A 17078-nucleotide genomic window follows, 5' to 3' on the forward strand; every position below is an offset into this window, starting at 1 on the left:
CGGCAGATTCGGCGGGGAAGTGGCGGATTGTTCGCGCCGTGACTCCTTGGCCGGCTTGGCGCCGCATCGGGTCTCCACCGTCACCGATGCGGCCGCCGCCGACTGCAACGGCGACGGCAGCACCGATTTCGCACTCACCGACGGCCCCGGCTGGAACACCCTCCCCGTCGCTTTGTCCGCCGGTAATGGTTCTTATGCCGTGACGGACACCTTCGTCGGCGACTTCGCCACCTGGTCCGCCACCCCAGACGCCGTAGTCGTCGCCACCCCCAACAACTCCCCCGCTTGCCGACATACGAAGACGGTGCCGCTGGGTCCCCGTGTCGGCCGTCTGACGGGCAACTGCAACAGAAACTGAGACGAAACGACAGAGCCCCGGCAACCAGACTCGGTTGCCGGGGCTCTGCGCAGCGGTGGCGGTGGGATTTGAACCCACGGAGGGTTGCCCCTCACACGCTTTCGAGGCGTGCTCCTTCGGCCGCTCGGACACGCCACCGGTAAGAACATTACAGGACGCCCGATGGCGGTTGTCAGCTGGGGTTGGTCACGGGCGGTGAGCAGCGAAGAAGGAGTCGAGGAGGGCGGCGCAGTCGGGTTCGAGGACGCCGCCGCGGACCTCGGGGCGGTGGTTGAGGCGGCGGTCGCGGACGACGTCCCAGAGGGAGCCGACGGCGCCGGTCTTGGGCTCCCAGGCGCCGAAGACGAGGCGGGAGACGCGGGCCAGGACGAGGGCGCCGGCGCACATGGTGCAGGGCTCGACGGTCACGGCGAGGGTGCAGCCCTCAAGGCGCCAGCCGTCGCCGAGGACGGTGGCGGCGGCGCGGAGGGCGAGGATCTCGGCATGGGCGGTGGGGTCGCCGAGGCGCTCACGGGCGTTGCTGGCGGAGGCGAGCTCGCGGCCGTCACGGTCGACGACGACGGCCCCTATGGGGATATCGTCGCCGGCGGAGCGGGCGGCCCGGATGGCGGCCCGGACCAGCTCCTCGTCACTGCTGGACACGGTCGATGATGGCGTCGAACTCGGAGTTGAAGCCGCAGCGCTGGGCGATCATCTGCAACTGCTCGTCGGGGTAGAGGTCGACCTCGTCGACGATCACCTGGAGCTCGCCGTCGGGCAGGCCGAGGTCGGCGAGGATGGCCAGGTCGCCCTCGGGCCAGAGGCCGTCGTCCTCGTCGTCCGGCGGCTCGACGCGCAGCAGGTCGAGCACGTCGGCGGCGATGTCGTAGTCCAGCGCGGCGGCGGCGTCGGACAGCAGCAGGGACACGCCGCCGGGGCTGGGCCGGAGCAGCACGAAGAACTCGTCGTCGATGTTGAGCATGCCGAACAGCGCACCGGTCGACCTGATCTTGCGCAGCGCGGTGATGGCGGCGTCGAGCTCGTTCAAAGTGGCCAGGTCGAGCGAGCTGCAGCGCCATTTGCCGTCCTCGCGGACGACGGCGACACCGAAACCACCGACCGGCTCGTGCACCGACATGTGCACACCGTATGCGTACGGGCCGGTCACCCGGAAGCACTATCCCCCAAGCCGGCCCCGCACAGATCGGCCGGACGGTGGTTCCGGTGGGAACATGGCTGGATGACCACTTCAGCGGCACGCCCAGCTACCACCCAGTCAGGTGACCCCAGGCTCGCTGGTCTCATCGAGGCTGCCCGCGCGCTCCAGCCACGCACGGTGGCGCTGCGCCGACAGGTCCACAAGCGGCCTGAGCTGGGACTGAGGCTTCCACTGACGCAGGCGGCGGTGCTGCACGCGCTGGAGGGTCTGCCGTTGGAGATCACCACCGGCCAGTCGACGGACTCGGTCGTGGCCGTGCTGCACGGCGCCCGCCCGGGCCCGACGGTGTTGCTCCGGGCCGACATGGACGCGCTGCCCCTGACGGAGCAGACCAGCTGCGCCTTCGCGTCCGAGGTGCACGGGACGATGCACGCGTGTGGCCACGACACGCACGTGGCGATGCTGGCCTCGGCCGCACGGCTGCTGTGCGCCCGCAAGGAGGCCCTCAACGGGCATGTGGTCTTCATGTTCCAGCCCGGCGAGGAAGGCCACCACGGGGCCAAGCACATGATCGACGAGGGCGTGCTCGGCGCGTCCGGCCTGCTCGCCAACAAGGCGTTCGCCCTGCACATCACGTCGACGGTGCGATCGGGCGTGATCACCAGCCGGCCCGGCCCGATCATGGCCGCGGCCGACGTGTTCCGGGTGCGGGTGATCGGCCGCGGCGGTCACGCCTCGCAGCCGCACAAGGCGCTGGACCCGGTGCCGGCCGCGGCGGCGATGGTGGGCGCGCTGCAGACGATGATCACGCACCGGGTCGCCACGACCGAGCCGGCCGTGCTCACCGTGGCCAAGATCGCCGCCGGCACCTCCACCAACATCATCCCGGAGTTGGCCGAGCTGGAGGGCACCATCCGGACGTTCTCCGAGACCACCCGCACCGCGGTGCACACGGAGGCCAAGCGCATCTGCGAGCACACCGCGGCGGCCTACGGCTGCTCGGCGACGTTCCAGCTCGAACGGGGCTATCCCATCACTGTGAACGACGCCGAGGTCGCCGCCACCGTGCTCGGCCTGGCCGGCTCCGTGCTCGGGCAGCGCTACAGCGAGCCGATGGACGAACCGATGATGGGCGCGGAGGACTTCTCGTACGTGACCAGGCAGATTCCCGGCGCGATGGCATTCCTCGGCGCCTGCCCGCCGTCGACCGCGCTGGACGGGGCGGCCCCGAACCACTCCAACCGGGTGCTGTTCGACGAGGCCGCGATGGAGCACGGGGTGGCGATGTACGCCGCTTTCGCACTCGACGCGCTGCGTTAACACCCGGGGTGGTTTCGCCAGGTTCGCCCGTGGCGGCAGGATGGGGCACGTGCTGCCTGTTTGTGTGATCGGGTTGGGACTGATCGGCGGGTCCGTCATGCGCGCCGCCAGCGCTGCCGGCCGGGCGACCTGGGGTACCACCGCGTCCACCACGGACGCCGATGCCGCGCGCGCGGCCGGCTTCACAGTCGAGGACAGCGTCGACGACGCGCTGCGCCGAGCCGATGAGGAAGACGCCCTCATCGTGCTCGCCGTGCCGCTGACCGCGCTGGCCGACGTGCTGCGGTCGGTCTCCGCCTACGCGCCCGGATGTCGGCTCACCGACGTCATCAGCGTCAAGGGGGCGGTGTCGGAGGCCGTGCGCAAGATCAACCCTTACGCACGGTACGTCGGCGGGCATCCCATGGCCGGCACGTCGCGGTCGGGGTGGACAGCCGGCTCAGCCGAGCTGTTCCGGGATGCCGCCTGGGTCGTCACCACGGAGGACGACAGCGACCAGGAGGTGTGGCTCGAGGTCGTGCAGCTCGCCCTGGCCTGCGGCGCCCACGTCGTGCCGGCATCGGCGTCCGCCCATGAAAAAACCGTCGCCCGCATCTCCCACCTTGCCGCATGCTGGCGGCCGTGCTCGCCAGCGTCGGCGCCTCGGGAGGGCCGCTGTCGCTAGCCCTGGCCGCAAAATTCAGGCGACGGCACCCGCGTCGCCGGCAGCCGCCCCGAGCTCGTGCAGGCCATGTGCGAGGGCAACCGGGCCGCTCTCCTCGACGCCGTCGACGACGCCCTCGGCCGCCTCGGCGCCGCCCGCGGCTCCCTCGCCTCCACCGGCGGCCTCGCCGCCACCGTCAACGCCGGCCACCTGGCCCGCCGGGAGCTCGAACAGCACCGCTCCGGCGCTCGTCACGCCGTCAAGGTCGACCTGGAGGCTCGGGACGCCCTCACCAACCTGCGCGACCTCGGCAACAAGGGCGGCCGACTGACCGCCCTCGACGGCACGGTGGCCATCGTCCAGATGCTCTGATCAGACCCGACGGGCGAGACCGGGGTATTCGACCACGAGGCCGTTGGGGTCGACGCTGAGCTCGACCGAGGCGTCGCCGCGGTCGAACGCGACGACGCTGCCGCTGTCGTCCACGGAGACGGTGCGGTAGCGCTCGTGGACGAGGCTGACCGAGAGGTCCGGCAACGACACCCACACGACGGGCAGCTCGTGCTCGCCGGCTTCGCGGTGCAGGCCGAGGCGGCGCACCGGCAGGGCGTTGAACAGGACGCTGCTCTGCAGGTTGACGTCGAGTGCGCCCTCGAAGTCACGGCGCTCGGCACCGCGGCCGCGGTCGATGATCCACATGCCGTCCTCGGTGCGGCTGAGCGACATGGTGCGCTCCTCCTCGGCGGTGGCGCTGCGCAGCAGCAGCCGGCTCACCACGCCGTCCTCACCGACGGAGAGCTCGAAGGAGGCGTTGTAGGCCTCGTTGCCCTCGATGGCGGCGGCGACGACCCGCCCGCTGCCTTTGATCCGGTTCTCCGACAACACCAGCCGGGCCGACTCGAGGCGGGGGCCGGTCAGGCCCTCCCACGTCACCATCACCGGCCGGCGACCGGCACGGGGCGTGCTGTCGGACTGTGCGGGCTCAGTCGCGTTGGGGACGTTCACAGTCCACCTTTCGAGGTCAGGGTCGACAACGGAGCGTACCTAACCGAAACGACAGTGGGGCCTCCCGTTCGCACGGGAGGCCCCACATGGCTCAGCGAAGCAGCTGGTGTCAGCTGTGGTTGGCCTTACGGCGACGCACGAAGAACAGCGCGCCGATACCCGCGCCGATCAGCACGATCGCGGCGATCACCGGGCCGATGACCGAGGCTCCGGTGTAGGCGAGCTGGTTGGTGTCGGCTGTGGTGGTCGGGGTCGGCGTGGTGCACGACGGCGGCATCGAGGTGGTGGTGGGGCTGCTGCTGGTGGTGCCACCGTTGCTCGTCGTGGTGGTCACGGTCGTCGTCGACGTGGACGGCACACACGGCTGCGTGGTGGTCGTCGTGGTCGTCGGCTTCGTGGTCGTGGTGGTCGTCGTGGTCGTGGTCGGCGTCGTGGGAGTGGTCCACGAGGCCGGCGCTTCGGCCGAGACGGTCACCTTGCTGGCCTGCGCGACGATCAGCGGCTGCGTGCAGCGCTTCTGGTCCTTGCTGCCGTCCTTGCACTTGTCGGGGTTGTCGTTGACACCGACGAAGATGCGGCCGAGGTCGAGCGTGGCCTCGGTGGAGACGCTGAACGTGGTGTTGCCGGCCGGGGTGCCGTCAGCGACCTTGACGAAGACGCTGTCGCCGTCCTTGACCGAGGTGACCGGGTTGCCCTTGGCATCCGTCAGCGTGACGCCCTTGGGGAACTTGCTGGTGTCCAGCTTCAGGTCGCCGGTCGCGGTGCTCTTGATGACGAACGGCCCGACCAGGTTGCCGTTCTGCTTGGCATCGGTCGACACGATGTTCAGCGTCGGCTTGGGCTGGTTGAGACCCGGGTTCTTGTCGGTCAGGAAGTGGTACAGCTTGTCCACGTCCTGGACGACCTTCTGCGGGTACGGGTGCTTCTGGTCCGAGCTCTTGGCGCCCACCAGGTCGATGCCGTCGCTGTAGTGCCAGATGGCGGACTGGGTGGCGCCGATGGCCTCGGCCTCGGTCAGCCCCTGGATGCCCGCGGCCTTGCCCAGGTCGGCCAGGCTCATCGTCGGGTACGAGTTGTGCAGCACCCAGTTGATCTGCGACTTGTTCTTGTCGAAGTCCACGCTGGGGTTCGGGTACTTGTCCCAGTCGACCTCGTGCATCTTCTCGCCGTTGAGGTTCAGCGTGAGGCCGATGCAGTAGGTCAGGACCGGGTCCTTGACGCCGTCGATCCTCAGCTTGATCAAGGCGGTCTGTTCCGGCGTCGACTGCTGCTTGTCGCTCTTCAGCTCGACGTCGACACCGCGCGGCCCGCCGTTGACCGGGGTGGCGGTGACGGACGACGTGCCGTCCTGCGGGGCGGCGCTGTCCGCAGCGAACGCCAGCGGCGCGGCCGACATGAGCGCGATCGAGGCGCCGAGCACAGCGGCGGCGATGCGACCCGGGTGGAACCGGTTTGCCATGACTCTCCTCTTTGACTGCCTGCTAGCGCGGGTCCCCGACCACTGACCTGCCCTGCAATGTCACGTTCCGAGCGTCCACTCACCCAAAAGGACGCGTCCAGGCTCGTGACACATAGTCCGAACGGGCGATTTGCGCCGCGCTCGGTGAAAGTCCTGTATGGAACGCGGCGACACGCTACTCGAATGAGTGACCCCTCTCGCGCACCGGCCACCGCATACGACTTGACCTGCGGAAACGTCAGAAGACCGTGACACGACACGAAGATCGACTAGCCGAGTTGAACTCGGTTATCACCCTGCGTCACCAAAATCGTCGACCGGGTCCGTGAATCGCGGATCGCTCAAGTTATCCACAGGCCGACGTTTCCGCTGGTCACATCGACGCAAACGATTACGCGGTCATGAACCAGCAGGGATCTCGCGATGAGATCGTTATCCAACGGAGACAACTTGATCTCCACGCTACTCCGTTCGTGTCAAACGGTCACCTGCTCAGCGTCGTCAACATCACGTGTCGCGGGGGTGAACGAAACCGGGACCGGCGGGGACACTGTGGACGTGACGCGAGCGCGCGATCTGACCCCGTACGTGGAGCTGGGGCGCGAACACTGGCGTGAGCTGCGCGCGGCCACGCCGATGAGCCTGACCTCGGACGAGCTGCATCGCCTGCAGGGTCTCGGCGACCGGGTGTCGCTCGACGAGGTCGCCGACATCTACCTGCCGCTGTCACGGCTGATCAACCTCCAGGTCGCCGCCCGCCAGCGGCTGCACGCCGCCACCACGACGTTCCTGGGCGAACCGTCCGAAAAGGTGCCTTTCATCATCGGCGTCGCCGGCAGCGTCGCCGTCGGCAAGTCCACCACCGCCCGCATTCTCCAGGCGCTGCTGGCCCGGTGGAGCGACCATCCTCGGGTCGACCTCATCACCACCGACGGCTTCCTGCTGCCCAACGCCGAGCTGGAGCGGCGGGGCCTGATGACACGCAAGGGTTTCCCCGAGAGCTACGACCGCCGGGCCCTCGTGCGCTTCGTCGCCGACGTCAAGGCCGGCGCGCCCGAGGTCGAGGCGCCCGTCTACTCCCACCTCAGCTACGACATCGTGCCCGGAACCCGGCAACTGGTGCGCAAGCCCGACATCCTCATCGTCGAGGGCCTCAACGTGCTCCAGCCCGGCGCCCGCCTCGCCGTGTCCGACCTGTTCGACTTCTCCCTCTACGTCGACGCCCGCACCGACTGCATCCAGCAGTGGTACGTCAGCCGCTTCCTCAAGCTCCGCGACACCGCCTTCGCCAACCCCGCCTCGTACTTCCACCGCTACGCCTCGCTGACCGACGAGCAGGCCGTGGCCCGGGCGACGCAGATCTGGCAGGAGATCAACGAGCCCAACCTGGTCAACAACATCCGGCCCACCCGCGGCCGGGCGACCCTGGTGCTGCGCAAGGAAGCCGACCACTCCATCAGCCGCGTCCGGATGAAGAAGCTCTAGCCCGACGACAACTCAGGCCCAGCGCTGGGCGATGGCGGCGCACTGGGCGCGGAGGGCGTCCAGGACGATGGGGAGCAACGGGTTGGTGTTGCTGGGGCGGTGCAGGGCGAGGATGCGGCGGAAGACGTCGGAGTCGGCGATGCGCAGGACGCCGAGGCCGGTGTCGATGCCGAGGGCCAGGCGGGGCACGACGGCGACGCCGAGGCCGCGCCGGACGAGGGAGCAGACGACGCCGTAGTCGTTGCTGCGCAAGGTGATGCGTGGGACGAAGCCAGCGGCGGCGCAGAGGCGTTCCAGGGACTTGGAGCCGGCAGTGTCGCTGCGGGTGCAGATCCAGCGCTCGTCGGCGACCTCCACAAGGGACGCGTCGCCGCGAGTGGCCAGCCGATGGCCGGGCGCGGTGACGAGAACGAGCGGCTCGGACAGCAGCGGGGTGGCGACGAGCTCCCGGGGCCACGTCCGGGGATCGAGGTCGTAGCCGAAAACGACGGCGACGTCACGGTCGCCGTCCAGCACGCCGGCGAGGACCTCGTCAGGCTCGCCCTCGTCCAGCAGGACGTCGGCACCGGGGCGGCGTTCGACGATGGCGGCCAATGTGGAGGCCATGATCCGGGCGTTGGCGGTGGCGAAGCTGGCCAGCCGCAAGGTGCCGGCGTCGCCGCGGGTGAGGGCCCGCACCTCACGCTCCAGTTCGGACAGTGCGGCGAGCGCGTCCCGGCTCAACAGGGCCATCCGCTCGGCGATGGCGGTGGGGCGGACGCTGCGCGCGGAGCGCTCGAACAGCTGGGCGCCGACAGCCCGTTCCAACATGGCGATCTGCTGCGAGACGGCGGAAGTCGTGTAGCCGAGCAGGCGCGCGGTCTCGGCGAACGAGCCGGTGCGGACCGCCTCGGTCAGGGTGCGCAGATGGATGGGGTTCAGCATCAGACGCAGTTCAGTTCGGGACGATCCGAACTGCTGGCGAACCGGTCGGCGGACAGCCCGTCCACGTCGACCACGGGCGGCACGCCGAGCACGAGGTCCCGCAGCACCTCGCCGACGGCCGGCCCCTGAAGGAAGCCGTGCCCCGAAAAGCCGGTCGCGTACAACAGCCGGCTGACGTCACGGGATTCGCCGATCAGGGCGTTGCGGTCGGGGCTCATCTCGTACAGCCCGGCCCACCGGTGCGCGATGCCGACATCGGCCAGCCCCGGCGCGCGTCGCTGCACGGCCTCGGCCAGCCCCGGCAGCCACTCGTCGTCGGTGCTGAGGTGGAAACCCGGTTCCTGGTCCGGATCGGACATTCCGACCAGCAGCCCCGGCCCCTCGGGATGGAAGTAGAACGACGTGCCGAAGTCGATGGTCATCGGCAGATCCGCCGGTAGGTCGGGCATTTCGGACGTCACGATGATCTGCCGCCGCAACGGCACGACCGGCAGCGGCACTCCGGCCATCTCGCCGACGGTCGCCGACCACGCGCCGGCCGTCACGACCACTGTTGACGTGTCGACAAGTCCCTCTGTCGTCCGAACACCGGTGATCATGCCGTCCACCACCTCGATCCCGTTGACCGTGCAGTGCTGACGGATCCGAGCGCCGAGCCGCCGGGCGCCACGGGCGTAACCCTGGACCACGGCCTCGGGTGTGCAGTGACCGTCCGTCGGCGAGAACGCCGCCGCGAGCAGCCCGTCCCCGACGACCAGCGGCGACAGTTCGATCGCCTGCTCGACGGTCAGCATCCGGCTCGGCACACCCAGCTCGTTCTGGAGCCGGACGCCGGCCTCGAAGGCGGCCACGTCGGACTCGTCGTCGAGCAGGAACAGGTAGCCGTGCTGGCGCAGGTCGATCTCCGTGCCGGGCCGCTCGCGGAATCGTTCGAACGCCGTGAGCGAGCGCCGGGCCAGCTCGATGTTGGCCGGGTCGGAGAACTGGGCACGCACGCCGCCGGCCGCCCGGCAGGTGCTGCCGGAGCCGAGTTCGTCGCGTTCCACCAGCAGCACGTCGACCCCGGCCTCGGCGAGGTGGAAGGCGGTCGACAGCCCCATCACACCACCGCCGACGACGACCACTTCGGCTCGCTCGGTCATGTGATTCACGCTAAGCCAGGATCACCGCGAGCACGCCGGCAAACAACCCGATTAGCGCACACAGCGCAGCGCCGATACGGGGGTACGGCCGACCGGGCACCCACCGGAGCACCGGCACCAGGATCTGCGACACGGCCAGCGACGCCACCACCAGCACGACGATCGAGCGCAGCCCGCCGCCGGTGAAGCTGGTCGGCACCTGCGGCAGGAACAGCGCGGTCGCCGCGATCACCGACAGCCAGATCGACACCACCGGCCCGACCGTCACCACGAGCATCAGCAGCGCGAACAGGTGCGCGGCGCGTTGCTCCTTCACGAGCCCAACCGTAGTTGCCATGGGCGGCAGGCGGGGCGCCCATCCCCCGCCGGCCGCCCATGTCCTGCTCGCCCGGCCGATCCCACTGTGGCACCGAGGGCGTCACACGCTGGGGTGGAGCTTGGACGCTCGAATCGGTGAAAATATATTGTTCAACGGTTATCGCCGAAAGGGGTCTCGTGGCTGATCCGACCGGCGGACCGGTGGAGCTGCTCGCCGCCGACCGCCTACAGCTGGACCGCGTCAGCACCGCGGAACGCGTCGCCGACGTGCTGCGCACCAGGATCACCGTGGGTGACCTGCCGCCGGGCACCCGCCTGTCCGAGGAGGCGATCGGCGCCGCGCTCGGCGTCTCCCGCAACACGCTGCGCGAGGCGTTCCGGCTGCTCACCCACGAGCGGCTGCTGGTGCACGAGCTGAACCGCGGCGTGTTCGTACGCACCCTGACCCAGGACGACGTCACCGACCTGTACCGGCTGCGCAAGGTCGTCGAGTGCGGCGCGCTGCGCTACGCCGAGGTGACCGCCGAGGACATCCGGCGTGTGCACCTGGTCGTGGACGAGGCCGTCGCGGCGGCCGAGCAGTCCGATTGGGCCGCGGTCGGCACCCACAACCTGCGGTTCCACCAGGCGCTGTGCGAGCTCGCCGGCAGCCCAAGGGTCGTCGACATGATGCGCGGCATCCTCGCCGAGCTCCGGCTGGTCTTCCACGTGATGGGCGACCCGCAGCGGTTCCACGAGCCGTACATCAAGCGCAACCGGGAGATCCTGGTCGCGCTGGCCGAGGAGGGCCGGGAGCGGGCCGAACAGATGCTCGCCGAGTACCTGGACGACGCCGAACGGCAGCTCAGGCAGGCTTATCTGTGACGCGCTTGTCCGTGACGCGCCGGAGCTGATCGGGCATCTCCAGGTGCTCGCCGGTGAGCAGGGCGCTGGCCGTCATCAGATCCACGGTCAGCGGCCGGTCCACGGTCTCCGTCGGCAGCACGGCCACCGCGTTGTCGAACGCGGCACGCAGCTCGACGCTGTTGTTCGGGTGCATCTGCCGCATCCGCAGCACGCGCGCGCTCGCGATCAGCTCACATGCCAGCACGATCACGAAGTGCGGCACCACTTCGCCGGTCATCCGCGCCGACTGGGCCGAGAAGCTGGCGTGCTCCTCGACGCCGCGGGACAGCGTGGCGTGGCCGAGCACCGCGGGCATCGCCATCGACCGGAAGCTTGCCAGCGATGCCGCCGCCGTGTACTCGATGACCATCAGGCCCGAGCTGCCGCTGGCCTCATCGGCCGCGAAGGGCCGCAGGCCCGTGTAGTTCGGCTCGCACAGCATCGCCAGCCGGCTCACCGACAGCTGCGCCGTCTGGAGGGCCGACAGCCGCGCCTTGTCCAGGGCCAGGCTGAGCGTGATGCTGTGGAATCCGCCGTGGTGGAAGACGTCGCCGTCGAGCACCGACACCAGCGGGTTCTCCGCGCCGGCGTTGATCTCCACGGTGAGCACCTGCTCCAGCGCCAGCAGGCCGTCTGCCGCCTCCCCGTGGACCTGCGGGAAACACCGCAGGCCGAACGGATCCTGCACGCGCGCCGGCGTGTGCGTGATCTCGCCCAGCAGGTCACGGATGCGGCGCGCCACCAGCTGGCTGCCGTGGTGCGGCCTCGACTGGTGCACGACCTCGGCGAACGGCTCCACCGAGCCGTCCACCGCGAGCAGCGAGAGCGCCGCCGTCGTGCACGTCTGGTCCAGCAGCGCCGACAGCTGGCCCGAGGCCAGCACCGCCTGGCCGATCGTCAGGGCATTGCTGGACAGGAACGCCAGCGCGTCCGACGTCGCGAAGTCGATCGGGGGCAACGGGTGCGGGCCCATCCAGGGCTGTTCGCCGAGCAGCGTCAACGCCAGCTCCGCCAACGCCGTCAGGTCGCCCGTGCCGATCGCGCCGATCGAGTGCACCTGCGGGTAGCAGCGCGCGTTGAGGGCCAGCACCACCGCGTCCAGCACGTGTTCCGACACCCCGGAGTGACCGGCGAGGATCTGGTTGGCGCGGACGATCATTCATCGCCCGCGCCTCCGTCTCCGGGATCAGCGGACCCGTGCCTCCCGCGTGGCTGCGGAGCAGGCGGCGGCCGAACGCCGCGACCTCCTGCTCCTCCACGCTCACCATGCGGTTGGCGCCCACACCCGTGGTGCGGCCGTAGACCGGCCGGCGGCCCGTGACCTCCTGCGCCAGGTCCGCCGCCCGTTTCACCCACTCCCGTGCTGTCGGGTCGATGCTCACCGGTTCGCCGCGGACGGCGACCGCGATCACCTCCGCACACGTCAACGACTTGCCGTCGAGCACAACTGCCACGTTCCGAAGGTTAACTCCTCAACAACCGCAGTCCAGTGCCGTGAGCGGATCGGGTTTCCTCAGCTCCTCACCCGCGTCCGTGCGCACCGGAAAGCCCTCCCTGATCCAGTACTCGATGCCGCCGATCATCTCCCGCACCTGGAACCCCTCGGCGGCCAGCTTCGCCGCCGCCTTCGTGGCCCCGTTGCATCCCGGTCCCCAGCAGTACGTCACCACCGGCACATCCAGCCTCAGGTCCGCGTCTTCCAGCCGCACCGCCCCCGGGATCCGCCCTTGCCCCCACGCCTGCGCGCTCCGGGTGTCGACCAGCACGAACCCCGGCTCCCCACTGCTCAGCGCCTTCTGCACGTCACTCACGTCCGTCTGGAAGGCCAGCCGCATCTCGAAGAAGTTCATGCCACTGACGCTATTTCGAGGCCCGCCTTCGCTGAACCCATGATCCACGGCCTTCCGGCTGTCCCGCCAGCCTTTCCATGGCACTCTCGCTTCGTGACCATGGATTCCCTCGACTCCACCGACTGGCGCATCCTGGAGGCGCTCCAGGCCGACGGCCGCGCCTCCTACGCCGAGCTCGCCCGCGCCGTCTCCATGTCCCCCAGCGCCGTCACCGAGCGCGTCCGCCGCCTCGAGGAGTCCGGCGTCATCACCGGCTACTCCGCCGTCCTCGACCCCGACCGCCTCGGCCTGTCGATCATGGCCTTCGTCCGCCTTCGCTACCCCACCAACAACTACCGGCCCTTCCACGCCCTCGTCGACTCCACCCCCGAGGTCGTCGAGGCCCATCACGTCACCGGCGAGGACTGCTTCGTCCTCAAGGTCCTCGCCCGCTCCATGCGCCACCTGGAGGAGGTCACCGGCCGCATCTCCACCCTCGGCCCCGTAACCACCACCATCGTCTATTCCAGCCCACTGCCCCGCCGTCCCCTGTCCCAGAACCCCGGCATCTAACCGCTACGAACAGAACGAAAACCCAAAGAAGCAAGGGACCCAAAGCCAAGAGAGCAGACGAAAAGAGGAAGACGGCCAGAGCACAAGCAACTCGCCGACACAACAACGTCAAGAGACATCCCGATGGCGCAGCCGAGCGCGAGCCCGATGGCGCAGCCGAGCAAGGGCGACGCGAAGCGAGCCCGAAGGGGGCCAGGGGGGCGAAGCCCGCCCTGGCTTGGGGTGTGGGGCGAGAGCCCCACAAAACACAAAGCAAGAGGCCTGTCGGCGTTTTCCGCCGACAGGCCTCTCCCACTCTTGCGCGTGCGCCCGAAGGGATTCGAACCCCTAACCTTCTGATCCGTAGTCAGATGCTCTATCCGTTGAGCTACGGGCGCTTGTTCAGTTGTCATCCTAGCAGAGCAGGATGTTGCGGAGGCTCCGGGATTTGAACCCGGGATGGGGGTGAACCCAAACCGCATTAGCAGTGCGGCGCCATAGACCAGACTAGGCGAAGCCTCCCCGGAGCCCTCGGCTACCGTCGATAAGACTACACACTCGGGGCGCAGGCACCAAAACGGGGGGTCAGAGGGGGTGTGACCTGCGCGGACGGCCTGAGGGGTGTGGCGCGGGCCACGTCCGGTCGGAGGTGGACGCCCGTGGCGCGCGGTCACTAGCGTGAACGGGTCCACATCGGCGTGGCGGGGAGTGACAATGGACAAGGTTCGGCCGTCCGCGGCTGACGCGGTCAGTGATCTGCCGGCGGGGGCGACCCTCGCCGTCGGCGGATTCGGGTTGTGTGGGATTCCCAGCGATCTGATCAGGGCGGTACACGCCCTCGGGGTCGATGATCTGAAGGTCGTGTCCAACAACTGCGGCGTGGACGACTGGGGCCTCGGCGTCCTGCTCCACGACCGCCGGATATCGCGGATGACCTCCTCGTACGTGGGTGAGAACAAGGAATTCGCCCGCCAGTACCTGTCGGGGGAGCTGGAGGTGGAGCTGGTTCCGCAGGGCACGCTGGCGGAGCGGCTGCGGGCGGGTGGCTGCGGCATCCCGGCGTTCTTCACGCCGGCGGGTGGCGGCACGCAGATCGCGGAGGGCGGCCTGCCCTGGCGGTACAGCGCGGACGGCGGGGTGGCGGTGGCGTCGCCGCCGAAGGAGACGCGCGCGTTCGGCGGCCGGGATTACGTGCTGGAAGAGGCGATCACCACTGACTTCGCGCTGGTTCGGGCGGCGAAGGGCGATCGGCACGGGAATCTGGTCTTCGACAAGTCGGCGATGAACTTCAACCCGTTGTGCGCGATGGCCGGCAAGGTCACGGTGGCCGAGGTGGAACAGCTGGTGGAGCCGGGCGAGCTGGACCCGGAGCACGTGCACCTACCAGGCATTTTCGTGCAGCGCGTGGTGCTGGTGACGGACAACGAGAAGCGGATCGAGCGCCGTACCGTGAGGGAGGCCCAGTGATGGGGTGGAGCAGGCAGGAGATCGCCGCCCGGGCCGCGCGTGAGCTCCAGGACGGCCAGTACGTGAACCTGGGTATCGGCCTGCCGACGCTGGTGCCGAACTACCTGCCCGAGGGCGTGACGGTGGTGCTGCACAGCGAGAACGGCATTCTGGGCACCGGCCCGTACCCGACGGACGACGCGGTGGATCCGGATCTGATCAACGCGGGCAAGGAGACGGTGACGACGCTGCCGGGCGCCGCCTTCTTCGACTCGGCGCTGTCGTTCGGCATGATCCGCGGCGGCCACATCGACACGGCGATCCTGGGCGCGATGCAGGTGTCGGCCTCGGGTGACCTCGCGAACTGGGCGATCCCGGGCAAGCTGATCAAGGGCATGGGCGGGGCGATGGACCTGGTGCACGGGGCCCGCCGGGTGATCGTGATCATGGAGCACACCGCCAAGGACGGCTCGCCGAAGATCCTCAAGGAGTGCTCGCTGCCGTTCACCGGCCGCGGTGTGGTGCAGCGGATCATCACGGATCTGGCGGTGCTCGACGTCACGCCGGACGGTCTGCGGCTGGTCGAGCTGGCGCCGGGCGTGTCGGTGGACGACGTCCGAGCGGCCACCGAGCCGGAGATCTCGGTGGCCGCCGGGGTCGCCTGATCACCGCAGGTGTGAGTCGAACCAGTTGAGAGTGCGCTGCCACGCTTCGGCACTGGCCTTCGGGTCGGTGTCGAAGCGGTGGTTGGCCTGGGCGACCCGAACCACGTCGGTCGCCACGTCGGCCGAGGCCGCGGCGTCGCGCAGCTTGTCGACCTCCTCGGCGCTGACCTGCTCGTCCTGCTCGCCGTAGAGGCCGAGCCACGGGCAGCTCAGTTCGTGCGCGACCTCGACGAGCGAGGGCAATCCGTCCGACAGCGGCGTGATGACGCCGCGGGCGGACACGCTGACCGCCGCGCCGATGGCGCGCCTGGTCGCCACGATCAGGGCGGCGGCGCCACCGAGATCGAAGCCGATGACACCGGTCCGGTCGGGGGTGATGCCCCGCTCGGCGAGCCACACGCAGGCCACGTCGATGTCCGCGAGCACGGATTCGACCGGCAGCTGCGGAACCTGGCCGTCGTCCGACTCGGCGTCCGGGTAGAGGTGCGGCGCCACCACGAGCCAGCCTTCGGCCGCCAGCGATCCGGCCAGCAGCCGGACCGTGTCGGTGACCCCGCGGGCCTCGTGAAGCAGCACCAGACCGCCCCGCGCTGCACCCTCCGGTTCCGCGGCTGTCACGCGCAGCTCGCGGCCGTCGGTCAACGGCAGGTTTTCGGTCCTGGTTTCCGTCATCTCGCCACCCAACCACGCCGGGGTGAACTCCAGTCAACGTGACCGGCCCCAGGCACACTCCGCCGTTGCCTACCCGTTGTGAACGGGTGTCAAACCGGCCGCGGCCGTCGCATCACGTGCACGAGCGCGGGCGGCACATTGCCCCAGATCGTCCGGGTCAGCACGACTTCCTCGAAGCAGCGCCGAAATCCGGCGAGCTGGCGCTTGGACGGTCCGGCCCACCGCGTCCAGGTGTAGGTGAACTGCGTGAAGACGCCGGCCGGGTGCATGGCCGCCGCGACGGCCTCGGTGAGCCGGCCTCGATATGCGGCCCACGGCAGTCCGCTGACCACCACGTCGGCGAAAACTCCTCGTTCTGCCAACAGTTCCGGCAGCCGCTCGGCGTCGGCGACGATGACCTCGACGTCAGGAAAGCGCTTGGCCAGCACGTCGGCCAGCCGCGGGTTGAGTTCCACGGCCAGGTGCCGCCCGCGACCGTCCAGCCGGGACTGGATCACCTCGGTGAAGGCGCCGGTGCCCGGCCCGAGTTCCACGACGACCGGCTCGCCCTGCTCGGGAATCGGCGCGACCATCTGGTCGGACAACGCCTTGGAGCTGGGGATCGCCGACGCGGTGGTGAGCGGCGAGCGGAGGAACTCCTGGAAGAAGAGCTTGGCGTCACTCACTGCGTGGCCCCAGTCAGTCGTCGGTCGTTGCGGCGCACACCGTACGGACCGATCGCGAACAGGAAGCAAACGGCGGCCAGCGGAATCAGATCGAGGCTGACGAGCGTCAACCCGGTGCCGATGGCCAGCAGAACCGGACTCCACCAGCCGAGGACGCGCCAGTTGAGCACGCCGAGCCCGATCAGGCACAGGTAGAACAGCGCCGGCCCGATCACGTAGACGCCGGGCAGCAGGCCAGGCACGGACTGCACCTGGTGGTACAGGGCGTTCATCCCGGCGCGGTCGCTCGCGAGCAGGCCCACGACGACGTCGATCACGACCTGAGCCGCCGACGCGGCGAGGCCCAGCAGCCCGATCGCCGCGATCACCGGCGCCGCGCCCGGCCGGTCGCCGAGCTTGAGGAGCACGGGCACGAACAGCACCAGGCCGGCCAGGAACAGCAGATGTCCCACGGTCCAGCCGATGCCGGGACCGTGCCCGCTCAACAGCCGCACCACGCCGTAGCCGCCCAGCAGCACCGGCGCGGCGACAAACGCGATGTCCCGTACCTTGACCATGCTTCGAGCCTGCGC

At 69.5% G+C, this 17078-nt stretch carries 19 protein-coding genes, 3 tRNA genes and 2 pseudogenes; 8 read left to right on the top strand and 16 right to left on the bottom strand.

What is annotated here, in order from left to right:
- The first annotated feature begins 55 nt into the window (after positions 1 to 55).
- Positions 56 to 358, top strand: coding sequence for a hypothetical protein (locus KUTG_RS25440; protein WP_157494764.1), 303 nt, complete (start codon positions 56 to 58; stop codon positions 356 to 358).
- A 53-nt stretch (positions 359 to 411) separates the two neighbouring features.
- Here KUTG_RS25440 and KUTG_RS25445 read toward each other — a convergent pair.
- The 3 genes from KUTG_RS25445 to KUTG_RS25455 all read right to left on the bottom strand — a co-directional run bounded on the left by KUTG_RS25445 (position 412) and on the right by KUTG_RS25455 (position 1475).
- Positions 412 to 496: transfer RNA gene (locus tag KUTG_RS25445), tRNA-Ser, on the bottom strand.
- Positions 497 to 544: 48 nt separating this feature from the next.
- Positions 545 to 1000 (bottom strand): nucleoside deaminase, encoded by a 456-nt coding sequence (locus KUTG_RS25450; RefSeq protein ID WP_043720189.1) that lies wholly within the window; start codon positions 998 to 1000, stop codon positions 545 to 547.
- The gene (locus KUTG_RS25455; protein ID WP_043720193.1) at positions 987 to 1475 is read right to left on the bottom strand and encodes a tRNA adenosine deaminase-associated protein; all 489 of its coding nucleotides are present in this window, start codon (positions 1473 to 1475) and stop codon (positions 987 to 989) included. The genes KUTG_RS25450 and KUTG_RS25455 overlap by 14 nt, the downstream gene beginning before the upstream one ends.
- A 102-nt stretch (positions 1476 to 1577) precedes the next feature.
- Between KUTG_RS25455 and KUTG_RS25460 the strand changes: the two genes are divergently transcribed.
- Complete coding sequence (locus KUTG_RS25460) at positions 1578 to 2816, top strand: M20 metallopeptidase family protein (protein ID WP_043720195.1); 1239 nt, start codon at positions 1578 to 1580, stop codon at positions 2814 to 2816.
- A 40-nt stretch (positions 2817 to 2856) separates the two neighbouring features.
- Positions 2857 to 3831: pseudogene (locus tag KUTG_RS25465) on the top strand (prephenate dehydrogenase).
- Here the strand turns inward: KUTG_RS25465 and KUTG_RS25470 are convergent.
- Positions 3832 to 4464 (bottom strand): putative glycolipid-binding domain-containing protein, encoded by a 633-nt coding sequence (locus KUTG_RS25470; RefSeq protein WP_052395402.1) that lies wholly within the window; start codon positions 4462 to 4464, stop codon positions 3832 to 3834.
- Between the two features lie 109 nt (positions 4465 to 4573).
- Complete coding sequence (locus KUTG_RS25475) at positions 4574 to 5923, bottom strand: thioester domain-containing protein (RefSeq protein ID WP_043720198.1); 1350 nt, start codon at positions 5921 to 5923, stop codon at positions 4574 to 4576.
- A 558-nt stretch (positions 5924 to 6481) separates the two neighbouring features.
- On the opposite strand from KUTG_RS25475, the gene coaA reads away from it, so the two are divergent.
- Positions 6482 to 7408 (top strand): type I pantothenate kinase, encoded by a 927-nt coding sequence (coaA, locus tag KUTG_RS25480; RefSeq protein WP_043730609.1) that lies wholly within the window; start codon positions 6482 to 6484, stop codon positions 7406 to 7408.
- Positions 7409 to 7420: 12 nt separating this feature from the next.
- Here the strand turns inward: coaA and KUTG_RS25485 are convergent, their stop codons facing one another.
- From KUTG_RS25485 to KUTG_RS25495, 3 genes are read right to left on the bottom strand one after another with little or no spacing between them, the layout of a single operon-like run.
- Positions 7421 to 8332 (bottom strand): LysR family transcriptional regulator, encoded by a 912-nt coding sequence (locus KUTG_RS25485; RefSeq protein WP_043720201.1) that lies wholly within the window; start codon positions 8330 to 8332, stop codon positions 7421 to 7423.
- On the bottom strand, positions 8332 to 9474 hold the full coding sequence (locus KUTG_RS25490) for an NAD(P)/FAD-dependent oxidoreductase (protein ID WP_043730611.1): 1143 nt from the start codon (positions 9472 to 9474) through the stop codon (positions 8332 to 8334). Before KUTG_RS25490 ends, KUTG_RS25485 begins: the two co-directional genes overlap by 1 nt.
- A 10-nt stretch (positions 9475 to 9484) precedes the next feature.
- Positions 9485 to 9790, bottom strand: a complete 306-nt coding sequence (locus KUTG_RS25495; RefSeq protein WP_043720202.1) for a hypothetical protein — start codon at positions 9788 to 9790, stop codon at positions 9485 to 9487.
- Between the two features lie 179 nt (positions 9791 to 9969).
- Between KUTG_RS25495 and KUTG_RS25500 the strand changes: the two genes are divergently transcribed.
- Positions 9970 to 10656 carry a GntR family transcriptional regulator gene (locus KUTG_RS25500; protein WP_043720204.1) on the top strand — a complete coding sequence of 229 codons (687 nt, stop codon included), beginning with the start codon at positions 9970 to 9972 and terminating at the stop codon, positions 10654 to 10656.
- On the opposite strand, the gene KUTG_RS25505 is transcribed toward KUTG_RS25500, so the two are convergent.
- The 3 genes and pseudogenes from KUTG_RS25505 to KUTG_RS25510 form a co-directional block, all read right to left on the bottom strand.
- Entirely contained in the window at positions 10637 to 11836 is a 1200-nt protein-coding gene (locus KUTG_RS25505; RefSeq protein WP_063753564.1) for an aromatic amino acid ammonia-lyase, read from the bottom strand. The genes KUTG_RS25500 and KUTG_RS25505 overlap by 20 nt on opposite strands.
- Before the next feature lie 61 nt (positions 11837 to 11897).
- Positions 11898 to 12131, bottom strand: a pseudogene (locus tag KUTG_RS65330) (aromatic amino acid lyase); the annotation flags it as partial.
- Between the two features lie 18 nt (positions 12132 to 12149).
- Complete coding sequence (locus KUTG_RS25510; protein WP_043720209.1) at positions 12150 to 12527, bottom strand: rhodanese-like domain-containing protein; 378 nt, start codon at positions 12525 to 12527, stop codon at positions 12150 to 12152.
- Positions 12528 to 12626: 99 nt separating this feature from the next.
- On the opposite strand from KUTG_RS25510, the gene KUTG_RS25515 reads away from it, so the two are divergent.
- Entirely contained in the window at positions 12627 to 13079 is a 453-nt protein-coding gene (locus KUTG_RS25515) for an Lrp/AsnC family transcriptional regulator (RefSeq protein ID WP_232241485.1), read from the top strand.
- Between the two features lie 304 nt (positions 13080 to 13383).
- Here the strand turns inward: KUTG_RS25515 and KUTG_RS25520 are convergent.
- Both KUTG_RS25520 and KUTG_RS25525 read right to left on the bottom strand, forming a co-directional pair.
- Positions 13384 to 13456 (bottom strand) — tRNA-Arg (locus tag KUTG_RS25520).
- A 35-nt stretch (positions 13457 to 13491) separates the two neighbouring features.
- A tRNA-Ser gene (locus tag KUTG_RS25525) sits at positions 13492 to 13580 on the bottom strand.
- A 192-nt stretch (positions 13581 to 13772) separates the two neighbouring features.
- Here KUTG_RS25525 and KUTG_RS25530 point away from each other — a divergent pair.
- Together KUTG_RS25530 and KUTG_RS25535 are read left to right on the top strand one after the other, a co-directional pair.
- Positions 13773 to 14525, top strand: coding sequence for a CoA transferase subunit A (locus tag KUTG_RS25530; protein WP_043720217.1), 753 nt, complete (start codon positions 13773 to 13775; stop codon positions 14523 to 14525).
- On the top strand, positions 14525 to 15169 hold the full coding sequence (locus KUTG_RS25535) for a CoA transferase subunit B (protein WP_043720220.1): 645 nt from the start codon (positions 14525 to 14527) through the stop codon (positions 15167 to 15169). Before KUTG_RS25530 ends, KUTG_RS25535 begins: the two co-directional genes overlap by 1 nt.
- On the opposite strand, the gene KUTG_RS25540 is transcribed toward KUTG_RS25535, so the two are convergent.
- The 3 genes from KUTG_RS25540 to KUTG_RS25550 form a co-directional block, all read right to left on the bottom strand.
- Positions 15170 to 15841, bottom strand: a complete 672-nt coding sequence (locus KUTG_RS25540) for a dienelactone hydrolase family protein (protein ID WP_043720223.1) — start codon at positions 15839 to 15841, stop codon at positions 15170 to 15172.
- An 89-nt stretch (positions 15842 to 15930) separates the two neighbouring features.
- Positions 15931 to 16506 carry a class I SAM-dependent methyltransferase gene (locus KUTG_RS25545; RefSeq protein WP_043720225.1) on the bottom strand — a complete coding sequence of 192 codons (576 nt, stop codon included), beginning with the start codon at positions 16504 to 16506 and terminating at the stop codon, positions 15931 to 15933.
- Positions 16503 to 17063 (bottom strand): hypothetical protein, encoded by a 561-nt coding sequence (locus KUTG_RS25550; protein ID WP_052395403.1) that lies wholly within the window; start codon positions 17061 to 17063, stop codon positions 16503 to 16505. The genes KUTG_RS25545 and KUTG_RS25550 overlap by 4 nt, the downstream gene beginning before the upstream one ends.
- Between the last annotated feature and the right edge of the window lie 15 nt (positions 17064 to 17078).

The organism is Kutzneria sp. 744, from assembly GCF_000568255.1.
In the GTDB taxonomy this organism is placed as follows: domain Bacteria; phylum Actinomycetota; class Actinomycetes; order Mycobacteriales; family Pseudonocardiaceae; genus Kutzneria.

Excerpts from the sequence above, each read along its gene's own strand:
- KUTG_RS25455 (WP_043720193.1), bottom strand. The coding sequence starts at position 1,475 with ATGTCGGTGCACGAGCCGGTCGGTGGTTTCGGTGTCGCCGTCGTCCGC.
- KUTG_RS25460 (WP_043720195.1), top strand. The coding sequence starts at position 1,578 with ATGACCACTTCAGCGGCACGCCCAGCTACCACCCAGTCAGGTGACCCC.
- KUTG_RS25475 (WP_043720198.1), bottom strand. The coding sequence starts at position 5,923 with ATGGCAAACCGGTTCCACCCGGGTCGCATCGCCGCCGCTGTGCTCGGC.
- KUTG_RS25485 (WP_043720201.1), bottom strand. The coding sequence starts at position 8,332 with ATGCTGAACCCCATCCATCTGCGCACCCTGACCGAGGCGGTCCGCACC.
- KUTG_RS25490 (WP_043730611.1), bottom strand. The coding sequence starts at position 9,474 with ATGACCGAGCGAGCCGAAGTGGTCGTCGTCGGCGGTGGTGTGATGGGG.
- KUTG_RS25505 (WP_063753564.1), bottom strand. The coding sequence starts at position 11,836 with ATGATCGTCCGCGCCAACCAGATCCTCGCCGGTCACTCCGGGGTGTCG.
- KUTG_RS25510 (WP_043720209.1), bottom strand. The coding sequence starts at position 12,527 with ATGAACTTCTTCGAGATGCGGCTGGCCTTCCAGACGGACGTGAGTGAC.
- KUTG_RS25515 (WP_232241485.1), top strand. The coding sequence starts at position 12,627 with ATGGATTCCCTCGACTCCACCGACTGGCGCATCCTGGAGGCGCTCCAG.
- KUTG_RS25530 (WP_043720217.1), top strand. The coding sequence starts at position 13,773 with ATGGACAAGGTTCGGCCGTCCGCGGCTGACGCGGTCAGTGATCTGCCG.
- KUTG_RS25535 (WP_043720220.1), top strand. The coding sequence starts at position 14,525 with ATGGGGTGGAGCAGGCAGGAGATCGCCGCCCGGGCCGCGCGTGAGCTC.
- KUTG_RS25540 (WP_043720223.1), bottom strand. The coding sequence starts at position 15,841 with ATGACGGAAACCAGGACCGAAAACCTGCCGTTGACCGACGGCCGCGAG.
- KUTG_RS25550 (WP_052395403.1), bottom strand. The coding sequence starts at position 17,063 with ATGGTCAAGGTACGGGACATCGCGTTTGTCGCCGCGCCGGTGCTGCTG.